This is a genomic window from Streptomyces maremycinicus, from assembly GCF_001184025.1.
In the GTDB taxonomy this organism is placed as follows: Bacteria; Actinomycetota; Actinomycetes; order Streptomycetales; family Streptomycetaceae; genus Streptomyces; species Streptomyces maremycinicus.
In genome coordinates, this window is record NZ_BBYG01000014.1 from 376,759 (window position 1) to 392,978 (window position 16,220).

At 72.4% G+C, this 16,220-nt stretch carries 17 protein-coding genes; 8 read left to right on the forward strand and 9 right to left on the reverse strand.

What is annotated here, in order from left to right:
• The gene (locus AOQ37_RS19905; protein ID WP_062645909.1) at window positions 1-492 is read right to left on the reverse strand and encodes a MarR family winged helix-turn-helix transcriptional regulator; all 492 of its coding nucleotides are present in this window, start codon (window positions 490-492) and stop codon (window positions 1-3) included.
• A gap of 235 nt (window positions 493-727) precedes the next feature.
• Between AOQ37_RS19905 and AOQ37_RS19910 the strand changes: the two genes are divergently transcribed.
• Both AOQ37_RS19910 and AOQ37_RS19915 read left to right on the forward strand, forming a co-directional pair.
• Window positions 728-2,104: an NAD(P)/FAD-dependent oxidoreductase gene (locus tag AOQ37_RS19910; RefSeq protein ID WP_062645910.1), complete on the forward strand. Its 1,377-nt coding sequence runs from the start codon at window positions 728-730 to the stop codon at window positions 2,102-2,104.
• 29 nt (window positions 2,105-2,133) lie between these two features.
• On the forward strand, window positions 2,134-4,386 hold the full coding sequence (locus AOQ37_RS19915; RefSeq protein ID WP_062645911.1) for an FUSC family protein: 2,253 nt from the start codon (window positions 2,134-2,136) through the stop codon (window positions 4,384-4,386).
• Between the two features lie 18 nt (window positions 4,387-4,404).
• On the opposite strand, the gene AOQ37_RS19920 is transcribed toward AOQ37_RS19915, so the two are convergent.
• From AOQ37_RS19920 to AOQ37_RS19940, 5 genes are all read right to left on the reverse strand, one after another.
• Window positions 4,405-4,836 (reverse strand): hypothetical protein, encoded by a 432-nt coding sequence (locus tag AOQ37_RS19920; RefSeq protein ID WP_062645912.1) that lies wholly within the window; start codon window positions 4,834-4,836, stop codon window positions 4,405-4,407.
• 28 nt (window positions 4,837-4,864) lie between these two features.
• A complete protein-coding gene (locus AOQ37_RS19925) occupies window positions 4,865-5,698 on the reverse strand; it encodes a DUF1206 domain-containing protein (RefSeq protein WP_062645913.1) in 834 nt (277 codons plus the stop codon).
• Window positions 5,699-5,883: 185 nt separating this feature from the next.
• The gene (locus tag AOQ37_RS19930; protein WP_062645914.1) at window positions 5,884-6,132 is read right to left on the reverse strand and encodes a DUF5133 domain-containing protein; all 249 of its coding nucleotides are present in this window, start codon (window positions 6,130-6,132) and stop codon (window positions 5,884-5,886) included.
• Between the two features lie 42 nt (window positions 6,133-6,174).
• Window positions 6,175-6,993, reverse strand: coding sequence for a SigB/SigF/SigG family RNA polymerase sigma factor (locus AOQ37_RS19935; RefSeq protein ID WP_062645915.1), 819 nt, complete (start codon window positions 6,991-6,993; stop codon window positions 6,175-6,177).
• 222 nt (window positions 6,994-7,215) lie between these two features.
• Complete coding sequence (locus AOQ37_RS19940) at window positions 7,216-7,659, reverse strand: ATP-binding protein (protein ID WP_062645916.1); 444 nt, start codon at window positions 7,657-7,659, stop codon at window positions 7,216-7,218.
• Window positions 7,660-7,895: 236 nt separating this feature from the next.
• Here AOQ37_RS19940 and AOQ37_RS19945 point away from each other — a divergent pair, with 236 nt between their 5' ends.
• The 3 genes from AOQ37_RS19945 to AOQ37_RS19955 all read left to right on the forward strand — a co-directional run bounded on the left by AOQ37_RS19945 (window position 7,896) and on the right by AOQ37_RS19955 (window position 10,388).
• Window positions 7,896-8,126, forward strand: a complete 231-nt coding sequence (locus AOQ37_RS19945) for a hypothetical protein (protein WP_062645917.1) — start codon at window positions 7,896-7,898, stop codon at window positions 8,124-8,126.
• 50 nt (window positions 8,127-8,176) lie between these two features.
• Entirely contained in the window at window positions 8,177-9,655 is a 1,479-nt protein-coding gene (locus AOQ37_RS19950) for an aminotransferase class I/II-fold pyridoxal phosphate-dependent enzyme (RefSeq protein ID WP_062645918.1), read from the forward strand.
• 277 nt (window positions 9,656-9,932) lie between these two features.
• Entirely contained in the window at window positions 9,933-10,388 is a 456-nt protein-coding gene (locus AOQ37_RS19955; RefSeq protein WP_062645919.1) for a cyclic nucleotide-binding domain-containing protein, read from the forward strand.
• Window positions 10,389-10,453: 65 nt separating this feature from the next.
• Here the strand turns inward: AOQ37_RS19955 and AOQ37_RS19960 are convergent, their stop codons facing one another.
• Both AOQ37_RS19960 and AOQ37_RS19965 read right to left on the reverse strand, forming a co-directional pair.
• On the reverse strand, window positions 10,454-11,758 hold the full coding sequence (locus tag AOQ37_RS19960; protein ID WP_062645920.1) for an MFS transporter: 1,305 nt from the start codon (window positions 11,756-11,758) through the stop codon (window positions 10,454-10,456).
• Between the two features lie 335 nt (window positions 11,759-12,093).
• Window positions 12,094-12,708, reverse strand: coding sequence for a LysE/ArgO family amino acid transporter (locus AOQ37_RS19965; protein WP_062646079.1), 615 nt, complete (start codon window positions 12,706-12,708; stop codon window positions 12,094-12,096).
• A 77-nt stretch (window positions 12,709-12,785) separates the two neighbouring features.
• Here AOQ37_RS19965 and AOQ37_RS19970 point away from each other — a divergent pair, with 77 nt between their 5' ends.
• The gene (locus AOQ37_RS19970) at window positions 12,786-13,688 is read left to right on the forward strand and encodes a LysR family transcriptional regulator ArgP (protein WP_062645921.1); all 903 of its coding nucleotides are present in this window, start codon (window positions 12,786-12,788) and stop codon (window positions 13,686-13,688) included.
• Here the strand turns inward: AOQ37_RS19970 and AOQ37_RS19975 are convergent.
• The gene (locus AOQ37_RS19975; RefSeq protein WP_062645922.1) at window positions 13,678-14,385 is read right to left on the reverse strand and encodes a TetR/AcrR family transcriptional regulator; all 708 of its coding nucleotides are present in this window, start codon (window positions 14,383-14,385) and stop codon (window positions 13,678-13,680) included. The two genes, AOQ37_RS19970 and AOQ37_RS19975, sit on opposite strands and share 11 nt — an antisense overlap.
• Before the next feature lie 263 nt (window positions 14,386-14,648).
• On the opposite strand from AOQ37_RS19975, the gene AOQ37_RS19980 reads away from it, so the two are divergent.
• Window positions 14,649-15,866 carry a saccharopine dehydrogenase family protein gene (locus AOQ37_RS19980; protein WP_062645923.1) on the forward strand — a complete coding sequence of 406 codons (1,218 nt, stop codon included), beginning with the start codon at window positions 14,649-14,651 and terminating at the stop codon, window positions 15,864-15,866.
• Window positions 15,867-15,966: 100 nt separating this feature from the next.
• Window positions 15,967-16,215, forward strand: coding sequence for a WhiB family transcriptional regulator (locus AOQ37_RS19985; RefSeq protein ID WP_062645924.1), 249 nt, complete (start codon window positions 15,967-15,969; stop codon window positions 16,213-16,215).
• Window positions 16,216-16,220: the final 5 nt, after the last annotated feature.

A 16,220-nucleotide genomic window follows, 5' to 3' on the forward strand; every position in this document is an offset into this window, starting at 1 on the left:
TCAGCCGTCCGCCGGCTCCCCGGAGCCCCGACCCGTCGTGTGCGCCCGGTGGAATCCCGCGAGCCCGTGTTCCAGCGCGGTGCGCTGGGCAGGGGTCATCGCCTCGAAGACCGAGGCGAGACGCCGCACACGGCGCTCGGCGACATCCGTGAGGAGGCGCTCTCCGTAGACGGTCACCACGAGCTGCACCTCGCGCCGGTCGCTGGGCTGCAATCTCCGTTCCAGCAGTCCGGCGGCCTCGAGCCGGTCGCACAGGCGGCTCGCGGTGGGCAGACCGACGCCCAGGTGCTCGGCCAGGGCCGTCAGATTGAGTTCGGGACGGTTCCGTACCGTGCGCAGGGCCAGCAACTGCCGGGCGGGCAGCCGGGGTCTGGCCTCCTCGGCTGCCAGGAGCCAGCAGGCCACCAGGCTCTCCACCGACTCGGCGAGTTGCCCGGCCTGTGTCCGACGACTCTCCCACCGGCCGTCGTCGGCGCTGTCCGCGCACCACACCGCCACTATCCTCCGGCCTCGGCGATTGTCATGTACGTCGGCCTACCCGAAGGCAACGGGCGTACACAGGCCCTTCGGGGGGTACGTCGGTGACCTCAGGAGAAACGTTCGTCTGCATGCCTCGCCCGGCTGGCGGAACCCGTCGGGGCGGGGTGGGATCGATCGAGGTGCGATACGCCCGCGGGCGGGGCACGCGCATGACGTCGGGGCAGACCGCCTGGAGCCGCAGAAAGGGATGGACATCGTGACACGACCCAGGATCCTGGTGGTGGGCGCGGGCTTCGCGGGAGTGGGGTGCGTTCGACGTCTGGAACGCGCGCTCTCCGACGCGGAGGCCGACGTCACTCTGGTGACGCCGTTCGCCTACCAGCTCTATCTGCCGCTGCTGCCACAGGTCGCCTCAGGGGTGCTGACGCCCCAGTCGATCGCCGTTTCGCTGCGACGCAGCAAGAAGTACCGCACCCGGATCATTCCGGGCGGTGCCATCGGCGTGGACCTCAAGTCGAAGGTCTGCGTCATCCGGACCATCACCGACGAGATCGTCAACGAGCCCTACGACTACATCGTGCTCGCCCCGGGCAGCGTGACCCGCACCTTCGACATCCCGGGGCTGACCGAGCACGCCTTCGGGATGAAGACCCTCGCCGAGGCCGCGTACATCCGCGACCACGTCATCAGCCAGCTCGACCTCGCCGACGCCAGCAACGACCCCGCCGAGCGGAGGTCGCGGCTTCAGTTCGTGGTCGTCGGCGGCGGCTACGCCGGCACCGAGACCGCGGCCTGCCTCCAGCTCCTGACCCACAACGCGGTCAAGCGCTATCCGAACCTGGACCCGAGCCTGATCAAGTGGCATCTGATCGACATCGCGCCGAAGCTGATGCCGGAACTCGGCGACAAGCTGGGCCGCAGTGCGCAGGACGTGCTGCGCAAGCGGGGCATCGACATCTCGCTGGGCGTGTCCATCGCCAAGGCGGGCCCGGAGGAGGTCACCTTCACCGACGGGCGGGTGATCCCGACCCGGACCCTGATCTGGACGGCGGGAGTGGTCGCGAGCCCGCTGATCGCGACCCTCGGCGCGGAGACGGTCCGCGGGCGGCTCGCCGTCACGGCGGAGATGAACCTGCCCGGCAACGACGGGGTGTTCGCGCTCGGGGACGCCGCCGCGGTGCCCGACGAGGCCAAGGGCGAGGAGGGGGCGGTCTGCCCGCCGACCGCGCAGCACGCGATGCGGCAGGGCAAGGTCGTCGCCGACAACGTGATCGCAGCGCTGCGGGGCCGGGAGATGCGGCCGTACGTGCACAAGGACCTCGGTCTGGTCGTCGACCTCGGCGGCACCGACGCCGTCTCCAAGCCGCTCGGCATCGAGCTGCGGGGGCTGCCCGCCCAGGCGGTGGCCCGCGGCTACCACTGGTCGGCGCTGCGCACGGGCGTCGCCAAGGCTCGGGTCCTGACGAACTGGACGCTCAACGCGCTGGCGGGCGACGATTTCGTGCGCACCGGCTTCCAGGCGCGCCGGGCGGCGAGGCTGAAGGACTTCGAGTACACGGACAGCTATCTGACGCCCGAGCAGGTGCGGGCGCAGATCGAGGGGACCGGGTCGGAGAGCGCCTGAGTCCCGGACGTGGAAGAGAGTACGGCGGCGTGAGGGCGGCGGCACGGTCGTTCGGTGCACGGTGGCGGGATCGGATCGCGGCGTCCGATCCCGGCCTGCTGCGGCTGGCGGCCGGGCTGCGCACGGTCGGTGCGATCAGTCTCACGCTGGCCGTGCTCTCGCTGCTGGGCGCGGACGTCTCGCACCTGGTGGCGGGGGCCATCGCCTCGATGGTCGCCACGTTCGCGATCCGGGAGAAGCAGCGCGACCGGCAGGCCGTCACGCTGGCGCTCGGCCTGCCGGTGGCGTTCGCCTCGATGTCGCTGGCGGCGCTGCTCAGCTCCCGCACGGTGGCCGGCGACGTCTTCTTCGTGGCGCTGATCTTCTGTGCCGTCTACGGCCGCCGGTTCGGCGACCGGGGCACGGCGCTCGGTCTCGTCGGCTTCCAGGTCTACTTCCTGTCCCTGTTCGTCGGGGTCACGAGATCGAGCCTGCCGGGGTTCTGCGGGGTGCTGGCCGTCGCCTTCGTGTGCAGTGCGGTGGCGCGCTTCGTGCTGGTGCCGCAGACGCCGACCGGCATCCTCGAGCGGCTGCGCAGCGCCTTCCGGGCGCGGCTCGCGCAGCTGCTGGCCGCCCAGCTCGAACTCCTCGACGCCGGTCCGGACGACGTGGAGAAGGCGCTGGCCCATGTCCGCGAGGGCACCGCCCGGCTGCACGAGACGGCGATGCTGATCCAGAGCCGGCTGGACGAGGGCACGCCGGACGAGGCGACGGCCCGGCTGGTGCAGCGCCGGATCGCCGACGCCGAGATCGCCGCCGAGCGGCTCGGGCTGCTCCTGCTGACCGCTCGCAGCGCCGAACGGGCCGACACGCTGACCCTGCACCTGCCGGGCGCGCCGCTGCCGGAGGGCGGCCATCTCCCGGTCCGGGACGAGGGCCTCGCCGCCCTGCGCCGTGATCTGGCGGCGCTGCGGCTGCTGGTCCGGATCCCGGTCGCGGAGGGCGCGGCCACCGCGCACGTCCGCAACCGGCTGCTCGGGTACCGGGACGAGGAGAACCTGCCGAAGGCGTCGCCCGCCGTCCAGGACGTCTTCCGCGGGATCGGTGAGGCGGCGCGGGCGGTGCTGGGGCTGCGGGTCGCCCTCGACGGGCCGCAGGACGAGTCCGAGGACAGCCCCGAGACGGCACGCTCCCGCGAGGAGCTGGACGCGGAGGACGCCGCGATCGGCGGCACCGAGGCGGACGACGACGACACGGGCGCGGCCGGGAAGGAGACGGGGTTGCGGCGGCCGACGACCAGGGCCGCGGTCCAGGTCGCCGTCGGCTCGTCGCTGGCCATCGTCGGCGGTGAGCTGCTCTCCTCGCACCGCTGGTACTGGGCGGTACTGACCTGCTGGATCGTCTTCATCAACACCGCCTCCACCGGGGAGATCCTGGTCAAGGGCTCCCGGCGGCTGCTCGGCACCGTGCTCGGCGTGGTCGCGGGCATCCTGCTGGCGGGGGTGGTCGGGCACCACACGGTGACGGCGTTCGCGGTGGTGCTGCTGTGCGTGTTCGCGATGTTCTACACGGCACCGCTGTCGTACACGCTGATGTCGTTCTTCGTGACGGCCGCGCTGGGTGTGCTGTACACCCTGCTGCACACCTACAGCATGTCCGTGCTGGTGCTGCGGGTGGAGGAGACCGCGCTGGGGGCGGCCTGCGGCATCGTCGCGGCGGCGCTGGTGCTGCCGGTGCACACGGACCGGCGGACGAACGAGCTGCTGACGACCGTGCTGGAGCGGCTGAGCGATGTCACCGAGGCGGCCGTGGAGCAGTTGAGCGGCGGTCCCCCGGCCGATCTGCTGGACCGGGCCCGCGATCTGGACCAGGCACTGGCCGACCTTCGGGCGGCCACGCAGCCCCTGACGCACCCGGTCACGCCGTTGCGCACGCGGCGGAACACGGCGCAATACGTCGTCGCGCTGCTCAAGACCTGCGCGTACCACGCGCGGACCCTGGCGGCGATGGCCGAGCTGCTGCCGACGCAGCGGTCGATCGTGGCGGACCCAGGGCTGCGCCGCGCCGGGCAGCGGATCCTGCACAACATCGGGGCGATCTCCGCGCGCGTGGCGGGCGAGCGGACCACGGCCGAGGTGCTGACCGGGCCGAGCATCGCCTCCCTGCTGGCGCCCGGCGGGCCGGGGACACCGCGCTACGGCCGGGTGACCGACCGTGTGCTGCGGCACCTCCAGCGCCTGGACGAGGCGGTGGTGGGCCTGGCCCGGCCGCTGGAGGTGCCGGTGGCGCCGCCACCGAAGTGACGACGGGAGCGCCCACGGTCAGAAGTCCGTGGACATGTCGCTGGCGGCGGCGATGCCCCGCAGCTCCTCGGTGTCCTGGTGGCGCTGGCGGATGCAGCCGGCGATCTCGGCGAGGCGGGAGGGGTCGGACGCGGTGCCCGCGTCGGTGACCACCCGGACCGGGCCGGTGCCGTCGACGTCTATCTCCACCAGCTGGTTGTCCAGCCGTCCGGTGACGGCGGTGGCGATGACGAGGGCGGCCTCGTCACGGATCTCCTGGGGCAGCTGTTGGGTGTCCTCCGGGTCGAGGGCGAAGTCGAGGCTCTCGGGACGCTGCTCCTCGAGTGCGCGCAGCGCGGGCGCGACGACCTTCAGCAGCAGCTGGTAGTCCTCGCTGTCCATGCGGACGCGCAGGAGGTCGAGGTACATGTCCACGGGCCGTCCGTCGCGCGGGAACTCTGATTCGTTCATCTCGTCCGTGTTCCCACGCAGCCGGACGTCAGACCTTGCGCCAGCGAGCCATGGCGAACGAGAACAGTCCGAAGAGCATGAGTCCGGCGGCGACGCAGGCCAGCAGGCCGGGCCCGGCGGGGGTGCCGGCGAAGGAGCGCAGTGTGTCGTCCAGCCCCTTGGCCTCGTCCGGCTGGTACTCGACGGCGGCCCGTACGGCGAAGCCTCCGGCGGCGGCGAACACCAGGCCGCGGGCGGCACCGCCGCCCACCCCGGTGACGTCCACCAGCCGCCGCACGCGCGGGGACATCTCGCCCAGACGCAGCTTCTTGTGGTAGGACCGCATGACGGCGCGGGCGCCGATCCACACGCCCGCGACGATGATCCCCGCGCCTCCCGCGCCGACGATCCACTGGCCGGCCGGGAGTTCGAGCGCCCGCGCGGTGACGTCCCGGGACTGCTCGTCGCCGGAACCTCCGCTGCCCGATCCGGTGGCGAAGGCCAGCACGGAGTAGGCGACGAAGGAGTAGAAGACGCACCGGGCGAGCGCGAGCAGCCGCTTCTTGGCGCTGCGCCCGTCTTCGCCGACGCTGCCGAAGACGACCTCGGACAGCCGCCACAGCGCCATGCCGACCAGGCCGATCCCCAGCGCCCACAACACCACGGCGCCGAAGGGCTTCTGGGATATCTCCTCCAGGGCGCCCTGGCGGTCCGCCTGCTGGCTTCCGTCGCCGAAGGCGATCTGGAGCGCCAGCAGTCCGACCAGCAGGTAGATCACACCCCGCGCGGTGAAGCCGGCCTTGGCGGCGCCCTTGGTCACCGATCCCCGCGCCGCCCGCTCCACGCCGGCCCTGCCGTTGCGTGCCAGAGCACTCGTGTTCATGTCACCCTCCCCGATGTGGCCCCGTTGTCAGCGGGATCCGCATGCCCCGACTCTCGAGGTACACACGTGCGGCGCCGCCCCGCGCCGCGCCGCTGTCCTGGGTCCCGCGCCCCGTCCCCGCTCCCCGCGCAGACGAGCGGCGGGGCGGACGGGATCGCGCCCGTCCGCCCCGCCGCCGCTCGCCGTCAGGCGCACACGTGGGGTTCGCTGCCGGCCGTCGGCCCTGGCACGGCGTCGGCCGCCGTCGCCGCTTCGAGCCACTGGTGGGCCGTCTCCAGGGCGTGCCTGACATCGCGGGTGCCGGTGGACACGCACAGCGTGTAGGCGAGATCACGCGCCTGGGCCTGGGCCTGCGCCTCGGTGGCTCCGGTGCGGGTCAGCGCCTCGTACTCGTCGACGAGTCTGCGCAGGACGGCGGGATGCGGCATGAGCATCGGTCTGTTCTCCTCCGTTCGCAAGGGGTGAAGGTCGCTCCGTCAGCGCAGGGCGTCCTGGCGCACCCGCTCACAGCTGCGGCTGATGAGCCGGGACACGTGCATCTGGGAGATGCCCAGCCGGTCGGCGATCCTGCTCTGTGTCATGTCCTCGAAAAACCGCATGTAGAGGATGGCGCGCTCGCGTTCGGGCAGCCGGCGCAGGCCCTCCTTCGCCGACTCGCGGTCGACCACGACGTCGAAGGAGGAGTCGGAGTCGCCCAGGCTGTCGGCGAGGCTGTAGCCGTCGTCACCGCTCGAGGTCTCGGCGTCCAGTGAGAGGGTGCTGAAGCTCTCCAGGGCCTCCAGGCCGGCGTTCACCTCGTCCTCGGTGAGTCCGGTGTGGGTGGCGATCTCGGCCACCGAGGGCTCGGCCGCTCCGGGATTCTGGGTGAGCTCGCGGCGGGCGACGCGCACCTTGTTGCGCAGTTCCTGCACCCGGCGGGGCACGCGCAGCGCCCACATCCGGTCGCGGAAGTGCCGCTTGATCTCCCCGGTGATGGTGGGCACGGCATAGCTCTCGAACGCCCCGCGCTCGGGGTCGAAACGGTCTACGGCCTTGACCAGGCCCAGCGCCGCGACCTGCCGCAGGTCCTCGATCGCCTCACCGCGGTCGCGGAAGCGGCCGGCGATGCGGTGGGCCATGGGAAGCCAGGCGGTGACCAGCTCGTCGCGCACGGCGTCCCGCTCAGGACCTTCCTCGAGGGTCACCAGCCGGGCGAACCGGGCCATGGTGTCGGGCGCGTCGGCGTGGGTTCGTCGCAACTGCGCGGTGGCGGGGGTGGATGCGGAAGGACGGCTTGTCGACATGTCGATAGGCATGCAGTATCGCTCTCCTGAACGGTGGAGTCAGGGACTGACGACGGAAGATTGCTGCCGTCCGGCACGCGCGAGGCGCCCCGGAGCGGACAACTCGCTCCCGTCGGCGCGCCTCCGGTCCGAAGCACGAGACTCCGCCTGCCCTGCCCCCGGAGGAACAAACTCCGTCTGTGCGAAAGGCGTTCACAGGTTCGTGCTCGCCGCCCCGGACCGGCCGACGCCGGGTCAGAAAACGGGCACGTCGGCGGTGATGCGCTTACCGCCTGAGGGCAGACAGGCCACCCTGACATTGCGGGCCAGCCGGCAGACGATCGGCCAGCCCCGGCCGCCGGAGCGTTGCCGGCCCTGTTCGTCGAGCGGGTCCGCGGTGACCGGCAGCCGGTCGCTGCGGTCACTGACGGAGACCCGTACGGCCGGCCCGTCCATGGCGACGTCGAATCCGGTGACACCGCCCCCGTGCAGGATGGCGTTGGACGTCAGCTCCGATGCCACGAGCAGCGCGTCCGAGAGTCCGTCCTCGTCGTAGGGACAGCCGACGGCCCCGCGGCGTCCGTTCACCGCCCGCCGTACGGCACTGCGCACGTCGGCGGGGCGGCACTCCTCGTACCCTCCGTCCCCGTGGACGCCGTCCCGCGTCGTCCCGCGGTCGGTCGAGTCGTTCGTACGCATCCCTTCGCTCCCCTGGCTGGTCCCGACTGGTCTGACGGCTGAGGCCTGTGTGCCGAGCGGTGCTGAAGCGTCGATCGGCCGGCCCCGGCTACGCGGTGGTTCGGCACCCGTTGCGCACCCGGCGCTCTGGTCCACCGGAGCGTGCGTCGTCTCCTCTTTCGGCTGGCCGTCCCGGCGGCGGTCAAACCTCCCGGACGGGGAGCATTCGTCCGGCCGGATCCGGGTACGCGAACGGAATGACCGATGTGGTGGACTCGGACGAACTGCTGCGGCGCATCCAGCGGGCGAGGGCCTGTGCACACGAGGAGTTGCTGTCCTGGCGGGCCCGGAGCGCGGACCTCGCCCGGGCGGACACCGAACGCACGGAGGAGGCGCGCGACGCCCGGAGCCGGGGGCTCGCCTACGAGGCCGTGCTCAGGGTGCTGGACGAGATCGTGACGCCCGGTCGGGGCACCGCGCCGCGCTGACCGGGGGGCGCGGCGCGAATGGCACCGGCCCTCGCGGGAACCCGCAACGCATGGCCGCCGATCACACGCGAGCACCCGTTCTGGAAGCCCTCGTCGACTACCGCCGCCAGGGCCGGCTGTCGTTCACCCCACCGGGCCACAAGCAGGCCCGGGGCGCCGATCCCGAAGTGCGGGCGGTGCTGGGCGACGCGGTCTTCCTCGGCGATGTGCTGGCGTCGGGCGGACTCGACGACCGGCTCACCCGGGGCCGGGTGCTGGAGCGGGCCGAGGAGTTGATGGCGGACGCCGTCCACGCCGAGCACACGTTCTTCTCGACCTGCGGGAGCTCCCTGTCCGTCAAGGCCGCCATGCTGTCCGTGGCGGGGCCGCACGAGAAGCTGCTGATCGGGCGGGACGCCCACAAGTCGGTGGTGTCGGGACTGATCCTGTCCGGCATCGAGCCGGTGTGGGTCGAACCGCGCTGGGACGCCGAGCGGCGGCTGGCGCATCCGCCGTCGGCCGAGGAGTTCGAGAAGGCCTTCGACCGCCATCCCGACGCGAAGGGCGCCCTGGTCACCAGCCCCACCCCGTACGGCGCCTGCGCCGACCTGCGGGCGATCGCCGACGTGTGCCATCGCCGGTCGGCGCCGCTCGTCGTGGACGAGGCCTGGGGAGCGCATCTGCCGTTCCATCCGGACCTGCCGTCCTGGGCGATGGACGCGGGCGCCGACATCTGCGTGACCAGCATCCACAAGATGGGCAGCGGCCTGGAGCAGGGTTCGGTGTTCCATCTCCAGGGCGGGCTCGTCGCCCCCGAGCTGCTGAACATGCGTGCCGACCTGCTGGGCACGACGAGTCCCTCGGTGCTGCTGTACGCCGGACTGGACGGCTGGCGCCGGCAGATGGCGCTGCACGGCGAGGAGCTGATGGGCGCGGCTCTCGGTCTGGCGAGCGAGGTGCGGTCCGCGATCGAGGAGATCGACGGGATGCACGTGGAGGGCCGGGAGGACTTCTGCGGCCCGGGGCTCGCCGACGACTTCGATCCGCTGCCCGTGGTGATCGACGTCCAGGGGCTCGGGATCTCCGGTTTCCAGGCCGCGGACTGGCTGCGTGAGCACCAGGCCGTGGACATGCACCTGTCCGATCACCGGCGCATAGGGGCGCAGTTGACCCACGGCGACGACCGCGGGACGACCGGCGAACTGCTCGCGGCCCTCAAGGACCTCGCGCACGCGGCGCCCGAGCTGGCCCCGGCACCGCCGGTCGAGGTGCCCGCCCCCGCCGAACTGCGCATGGCACAGGGGATGCTGCCCCGGGACGCGTTCTTCGGGCCCGCCGAGACCGTGGCACTGGACCGGGCCGCCGGACGGATCGCCGCCGAGATGATCACGCCGTACCCGCCGGGCATCCCGGCCGTCCTGCCCGGCGAACGGCTCACCGAGCCCGTGCTCCGCTATCTGGGCACCGGCCTGGCGGCGGGCATGAACCTCCCCGATCCGTCGGATCCGGAGCTGCGGACGATCAGGGTCGTCGCGCGGGAAACCACCTGAGGAGTGAAACAGGTCACTCGACCGGGTTTTCGGTGCACGAAATCTCCGTGAATGGTTTACGGTTCATTCATACCTGGTGAGCGGGGTCGAAGCCACTCCTCCTCCGCGCACCACCCTTTTCTGCCCTGGCTGGCCTCCCCCGTCCAGCCAGGGCTTTTCCATGCCCTCGCCACCCCCGCGCGGAAAGTGCGGCCCGCCGAGGTGCCCGGGGCGTCGGCAGCGGCTGAAATGGGAAGGGGAAGCACCCCTACCGATCGTCGGCGAGGAGCTCCGGGCCATGACCAAAGCGACGAAACTGCTGACCGCGCTTCCCCCGCCCCAGCGTCAGCGCCTGATGACGCTCGCCCGTGAGGTGTCCTTCCCGGAGGACGCCCGGATCTTCGACGCGGGCGGCACCGCCGACCGCTTCTGGGTCATCCGCTCCGGCGCGGTCTCGCTCGTCCAGCAGGTGACGTCGCTGCGGCGGGTCACCGTCGCGAGCCTCGGCTCCGGCGACCTGCTGGGCTGGTCGTGGCTGTTTCCGCCGTACCGGTGGGACTTCGGCGCGGACGCCTTCAGCCCCGTCCGTGCCTACGAGTTCGAGGCACGACCGGTGCTCGCCCTGTGCGACGAGGACCCGGCGCTCGGGCTGTCGCTGATACGGATCGTGGCCGAGATCCTCGCGCACCGGCTGGAGACGACCCGGGGCAAACTCATGGAGCAGTACGGGGCGCATGGGCGCGGGACGCTGTAGCCCCCGCGACCGCACCCGCACCCGCACCCGCTCCCGGCCACACCCCGCCCCACCCCTCCCCCGTCTCAGACGCGGTATCTGCGCAGGGCGGGCACGGCGACCGCCAGACCCAGCATCGTCGCGACGACCAGCAGACCCCCGCCCACGACCGCCGCCCGGGGGCCGAACGCGGCGCCCGCCGTGCCGTGCAGGGCGTCGGCCAGCCGGGGGCCGCCCGCGACGACGACCGTGAAGACGCCCTGCATACGGCCGCGCATCTCGTCGGTGGCGGCGGACAGCAGGATCGCCCCGCGGAAGACCATGGAGACCATGTCGGCGACGCCGGCGCAGACCAGGAACACCACCGCGAGCCACAGACTGCGGCTCAGTCCGAACCCGGCGATCGCGGCGCCCCAGGCGACGACCGCGCCGATGACCATCCAGCCGTGCCGGCGCGCCCGCGAGAACGTGCCCGAGAACAGCCCGCCCAGGACCGCCCCGATGGGGATCGCCGCGAACAGCAGGCCCAGGGCGAGCCCTTCGCCGTAGGAGGCGTACGTCTCGCCGGCGAGCTGCGGGAACAGCGCCCGGGGCATACCGAAGACCATCGCGATGACGTCGGCGAGGAAGGACAGCAGCAGGACCTTGTGCCCGGAGATGTAGCGGAAGCCCTCCACGATCTCGCGCACCCCTGCGCGCCGGGCGACGGCACTCGCCAGGGGCGGCAGCGCGGGCAGCCGGAACACCGCCCACAGCGTCACGCACAGGGCGACGGCGTCGAGGAGGTACAGCTCGGGGAGGCCGATGACGGGGATCAGGGAGCCCGCGAGCAGCGGCCCGGCGACCAGACCGGTCTGCATGACGGTCGAGCCGAGCGCGTTGGCGGCCGCGAGTTCCTCCGGCGGGACCAGACGGGCGATGGAGGCGTTGCGGGCGGGCGCGTTGAGGCCGAAGAACGCCTGCTGGGTGGCGAGCAGCACCATCAGCACGGCCACCGAGTCGAGTCCCGAGACCGCCTGGAGCCAGAACAGCACCGAGGTGACCGCGATACCGCTGTTGGTGACCAGCAGCAGCTTGCGCCGGTCGACGGTGTCCGCGACCGCCCCGCCCCACAGCGCGAACAGCACCATCGGCACCAGACCGGCGAGGCTCGCGTAGCCGACCCAGGCGGAGGAGCCGGTGATGTCGTAGATCTGCTTGGGCACCGCGACGGCGGTGAGCTGGCTGCCCACGGCCGTGACGATGGTCGAGGACCACAGGCGCCGGTAGGCGGGCCGGCGCAGCGGCCGGGTGTCCATGGCCCAGCGGCGCCAGCCGCGCCGGGGCCGGTCCTCGGGGCTCGGGTCGGCCTCCTCGGCCTCGGGTGCGGTGCTGCTCTCGCTCGTGTCCACGCGATTCCTGGTTGCTCGTTACATCTTTCTGGTCCGGAGGTCACTATCCCAGCAATGACCGCGTAGCTACCGCTCAGTGGACGCGTGATCTCACACTACGGACTCGACTCCGGGCAGGACTCGGGGGTCGGGCGGCCTCGGCGCCCGGCTGCGGACTGTGACTCCGGGCTCCGGGCTCCGGGCGCCGGGCTCCGGGCTCCGGACTGTGCGGGCTGCGGGCTGCGGACTGCGGACTGCGGACTGTGCGGGCTGCGGACTGCGGACTGTGCGGGCTCCGGACTGTGCGGGCTGCGGGCTGCGGGCTGCGGGCTGCGGATGACGGGCACCCCGGCGGGTCAGGCGCCGGCGACGAGTGTCACGCCGAGGACGATCATCGTGGCCGCGACCAGACCGTCCAGGACGCGCCAGGCGGCCGGCCGGGTCAGGAACCGGCCGAGCAGCCGGGCGCCGAAACCCAGCGCGGCGAACCAGCACAGACTGGCGAAGGCCGCGCCGAGACCGAAGGTCCAGCGCAGCGGGCCGCGGTCGGCGGCGACGGAACCGAGCAGGAAGACGGTGTCGAGGTAGACATGCGGGTTGAGCCAGGTCAGCGCCAGACAGGTCAGCACGGCCCGGCGCAGGGAGCCCGCGCTCTCCCCCTCGGCGGCCAGGGCGCCCGTGGGCCGCAGCGCCCGCCGGGCCGCGAGCGCCCCGTAGCAGAGCAGGAAGAGACCGCCGATCCAGCCGACCGCGGTCAGCGCCCCGGGCCAGGCCACCACCAGCGCGCCCACCCCGCCCACACCCAGGGCGATGAGCAGCGCGTCGGACAGGGCGCAGATCCCGACGACGGCGAGGACGGCGTCCCGGCGGATGCCCTGACGCAGGACGAACGCGTTCTGGGCGCCGATGGCGACGATCAGCGAGAGCCCGGTGCCGAATCCGGCGACCGCGGCGGTGAGGGTGTGGGACATGACGTCCACGCTAGGGAAGCGATCACTGCACGTACAGCTAAAGATTCTTACGTATCATTAGCTCTCGTGATGACCGGATGATGACGGACCTCCCGCTCGATCAGGTGCGGACCCTGCTCGCGGTGGTGGACGAGGGCACCTTCGACGCGGCAGCCACCGCCCTGCATGTGACGCCGTCCGCGGTCAGCCAGCGCGTCAAGGCGCTCGAGCAGCGCACCGGCCGGGTCCTGCTGCTGCGCACCAAGCCGGTGCGGCCCACGGAGTCGGGCGAGATCGTCGTCCGGTTCGCCCGCCAGTTGGCCCGGCTCGAGCGGGACACGCGGTCCGAACTGGGCATGAGCGGCGAGGGCGAGGCCGCCCGGGTGACCGTCGCGGTGAACGCGGACTCGCTCGCCACCTGGTTCCTGCCCGCCCTGACCCGGGTGCCGCGGGAGCCGCAGCTCTGCTTCGAACTGCACCGCGAGGACGAGACCCGCACCGCCGAACTCCTGCGGGAGGGGCTGGTGATGGCCGCGGTGACCTCGTCGCCCGAGGCCGTGGCCGGCTGCTCCGTGCGACCCCTGGGCACCATGCGCTACCTGGCCGCCGCGACCCCGGACTTCGTCTCCCGTCATCTGGGTGACGGCCCGCTGCACGAGACCCTCCGCCGGGCGCCGGTGATGACCTTCGACCGGAGCGACGACCTCCAGGACGCGTTCGTGCGCGGGTTGCGCCGGGGCGCCGGCGGGGCGGGCCCGATACGGCAGGCCGTGCCGACCTCGGAGGGTTTCCTGGCCGCGGTGGCCGCCGGCCTGGGCTGGGGCATGGTGCCCGAGGGACAGGCCGGCGCGCTGCTGCGCACCGGCCGCCTGGTCTGCCTCGCCCCGGAACGCCCGCTGGACGTGCCGCTGTACTGGCAGCAGTGGAAGCTGGACTCCCCGGCGCTCGCGGCGGTGGCGGACGCGGTGACGGCGACGGCCGCCGAGGCCCTCAGGAGCTGAGGCCGGCCAGCGTCGCCCGCGCGCTGTCCAGCAGCATCTCCAGCGCCGTCGGATAGGCGCTGGTCACCATACGGGCCGACAGCAGCGGGGCCGCCTCGGCGATGCGGGGGTGGGTCTCGGCCGGGAGCCGGGCGTACGTCGAACCCCAGACCGCTTCGTCGGCGTGCTGCGCGGCCCGGGGCAGGGCCAGCGACGCGGCGTCCAGGGCGGCGAAGGCCAGCGTCTGGTCGATGAAGGCGTGGTAGATCCGCACGGTGTCCGGCAGCGGGAACCCGGCCGTGCGCAGCACGTCCAGGACGGCCTCGTCGGCGGCGAGTTCGTTGGCGCGGCCGGTCACGCGGCTCGCGGTGAGCTGGGCGGCCTGCGGGTGGGCGACGTAGGCGGCGTGGATGCGCAGGCCGACGGTGCGCAGATCCGCACGCCACTCCCCCGTCGGCCGCCAGCCGCGCAGTGCCTCGCCGACGAGCGCGTCACCGATGGCCAGGGTCAGCTCGTCCATGCCCCGGAAGTACCGGTAGAGGGTGCTGGGGTCGCAGTCCAGGGCGATGCCGAGACGGCGGGCGGTGAGACCGGCGCTGCCGTGCTCGCGCAGCAGGCGCAGCGCCGCCTCGACGATCAGCCGCTCGGACAGCACGACGCCGCTCCGGGTGGGCCGGCGCCGGCGCCGCTTCTCTTCCGGTACGACGGCCTTCGCCACCTTGCCTCGCCTCTCTCGTCCCTCGTCCGCGGTTCCTCGCCCCGCTGTCCTCGTGCGCGGTCCTCGTGCGCTGTCTTGGTCCACCGCGCTTATGCCAACGCCATTGACCTTACGCGAGCGCACGGCGTTGTATCGCTCCCAGGGCCCCCCTTTCGCACACCTTTGATCGCAGTCCCGTCCAGAAGGTCTCCGCGACTCCTGTCCGATTCCTGTCCGAGTTCCGTCCGAGTTCCGTCCGTGTCACGTCCGAGGGAGTTCTCGCCATGCGTGTCCTGCTCGTGGGTGCCGGCGGTGTGGGTACCGCCATCACCCGGATCGCCGCCCGCCGTCCGTTCTTCGAGGCGCTGGTGGTCGCCGACTACGACCCCGCCCGAGCCGCCGCCGCCGTCGCCGCGCTCGACGGTGACGATCGCTTCCACGCCGAGCGCGTCGACGCCGGCGACGAGGCAGCGGTGGCCGCTCTGCTCGCCCGGCACCGCTGCGACGTCCTGCTCAACGCCACCGACCCGCGGTTCGTGATGCCGCTGTTCCACGCGGCGCGCGCCGCCGGGGCCACCTATGTCGACATGGCGATGTCGCTGTCACGGCCGCACCCGGACCGGCCCTACGAGGAGTGCGGGGTACGGCTCGGCGACGCGCAGTTCGCCGAGGCCGACGACTGGGCCGAGGCGGGCGCCCTGGCACTGGTCGGCATGGGGGTCGAGCCGGGGCTGTCGGACGTCTTCGCCCGGTACGCCGCCGACGAACTCTTCGACGAGATCGAGGAGATCGGCATCCGCGACGGCGCGAACCTGACCGTCGAGGGTCATGACTTCGCGCCCTCCTTCAACATCTGGACCACCATCGAGGAGTGCCTGAACCCGCCGGTGGTCTACGAGGCCGACCGGGGCTGGTTCACCACGGCGCCGTTCAGCGAGCCCGAGGTGTTCGACTTCCCCGAGGGCATCGGACCGGTGGAGTGCGTGAACGTCGAGCACGAGGAGGTGCTGCTCGTGCCGCGCTGGGTGAAGGCGCGCCGGGTCACCTTCAAGTACGGCCTGGGCAACGAGTTCATCGAGACCCTCAAGACGCTGCACCTGCTGGGGCTGGACCGCACCGCGCCGGTGACCGTGCCGAGCGCGTCCGGACCGGTGGCCGTCTCGCCCCGCGACGTGGTGGCCGCCTGTCTGCCGGACCCGGCGACCCTCGGCAAGCTGATGCACGGCAAGACCTGCGCGGGCACCTGGGTGCGCGGCGTGAAGGACGGCGCACCGCGCGAGGTGTACCTGTACCACGTGGTCGACAACCAGTGGTCCATGGCCGAGTACGGCAGCCAGGCCGTGGTGTGGCAGACCGCCGTCAACCCGGTCGTCGCCCTCGAACTCCTCGCCACGGGCGCGTGGTCCGGCGCCGGCGTCCTCGGCCCGGAGGCGTTCCCGCCCCGTCCGTTCCTCGACCTGCTCACGGCGTACGGCTCCCCGTGGGGGCAGCGGGAGCAGTGAACGTTTTCCGGTCCGTCCTGTTTCACCCTCGTCCCTCCGGTGACCCGAGCGGGAGCAACTCATCCGGAAAGCACATACGACGAGATCGCAGGTGACTTCGATGGACGACTGGCGAGAGCACGCCGAGTGCCGCCACGAGGACCCCGACCTCTTCTTCCCGATCGGTACCTCCGGTCCGGCACTGCTCCAGACGGAGCAGGCGAAGACGGTCTGCCGACGCTGTCCGGTGCAGGAGCAGTGTCTGGAGTGGGCGATGGAGACCGACCAGACCCTCGGGGTCTGGGGCGGCACGAGCGAGAACGAACGCCGTGCCCTCAAGCGGCGCATCAGGGCCCGCCGCAGTTCGTGAACGAC

Coding starts and splice junctions, on each gene's coding strand:
- AOQ37_RS19970 (WP_062645921.1), top strand. CDS start 12,786: ATGATGACGGACCTCCCGCTCGATCAGGTGCGGACCCTGCTCGCGGTG.
- AOQ37_RS19950 (WP_062645918.1), top strand. CDS start 8,177: ATGGCCGCCGATCACACGCGAGCACCCGTTCTGGAAGCCCTCGTCGAC.
- AOQ37_RS19955 (WP_062645919.1), top strand. CDS start 9,933: ATGACCAAAGCGACGAAACTGCTGACCGCGCTTCCCCCGCCCCAGCGT.
- AOQ37_RS19945 (WP_062645917.1), top strand. CDS start 7,896: ATGACCGATGTGGTGGACTCGGACGAACTGCTGCGGCGCATCCAGCGG.
- AOQ37_RS19935 (WP_062645915.1), bottom strand. CDS start 6,993: ATGCCTATCGACATGTCGACAAGCCGTCCTTCCGCATCCACCCCCGCC.
- AOQ37_RS19940 (WP_062645916.1), bottom strand. CDS start 7,659: ATGCGTACGAACGACTCGACCGACCGCGGGACGACGCGGGACGGCGTC.
- AOQ37_RS19980 (WP_062645923.1), top strand. CDS start 14,649: ATGCGTGTCCTGCTCGTGGGTGCCGGCGGTGTGGGTACCGCCATCACC.
- AOQ37_RS19920 (WP_062645912.1), bottom strand. CDS start 4,836: ATGAACGAATCAGAGTTCCCGCGCGACGGACGGCCCGTGGACATGTAC.
- AOQ37_RS19925 (WP_062645913.1), bottom strand. CDS start 5,698: ATGAACACGAGTGCTCTGGCACGCAACGGCAGGGCCGGCGTGGAGCGG.
- AOQ37_RS19985 (WP_062645924.1), top strand. CDS start 15,967: ATGGACGACTGGCGAGAGCACGCCGAGTGCCGCCACGAGGACCCCGAC.
- AOQ37_RS19965 (WP_062646079.1), bottom strand. CDS start 12,708: ATGTCCCACACCCTCACCGCCGCGGTCGCCGGATTCGGCACCGGGCTC.
- AOQ37_RS19910 (WP_062645910.1), top strand. CDS start 728: ATGGACATCGTGACACGACCCAGGATCCTGGTGGTGGGCGCGGGCTTC.
- AOQ37_RS19930 (WP_062645914.1), bottom strand. CDS start 6,132: ATGCTCATGCCGCATCCCGCCGTCCTGCGCAGACTCGTCGACGAGTAC.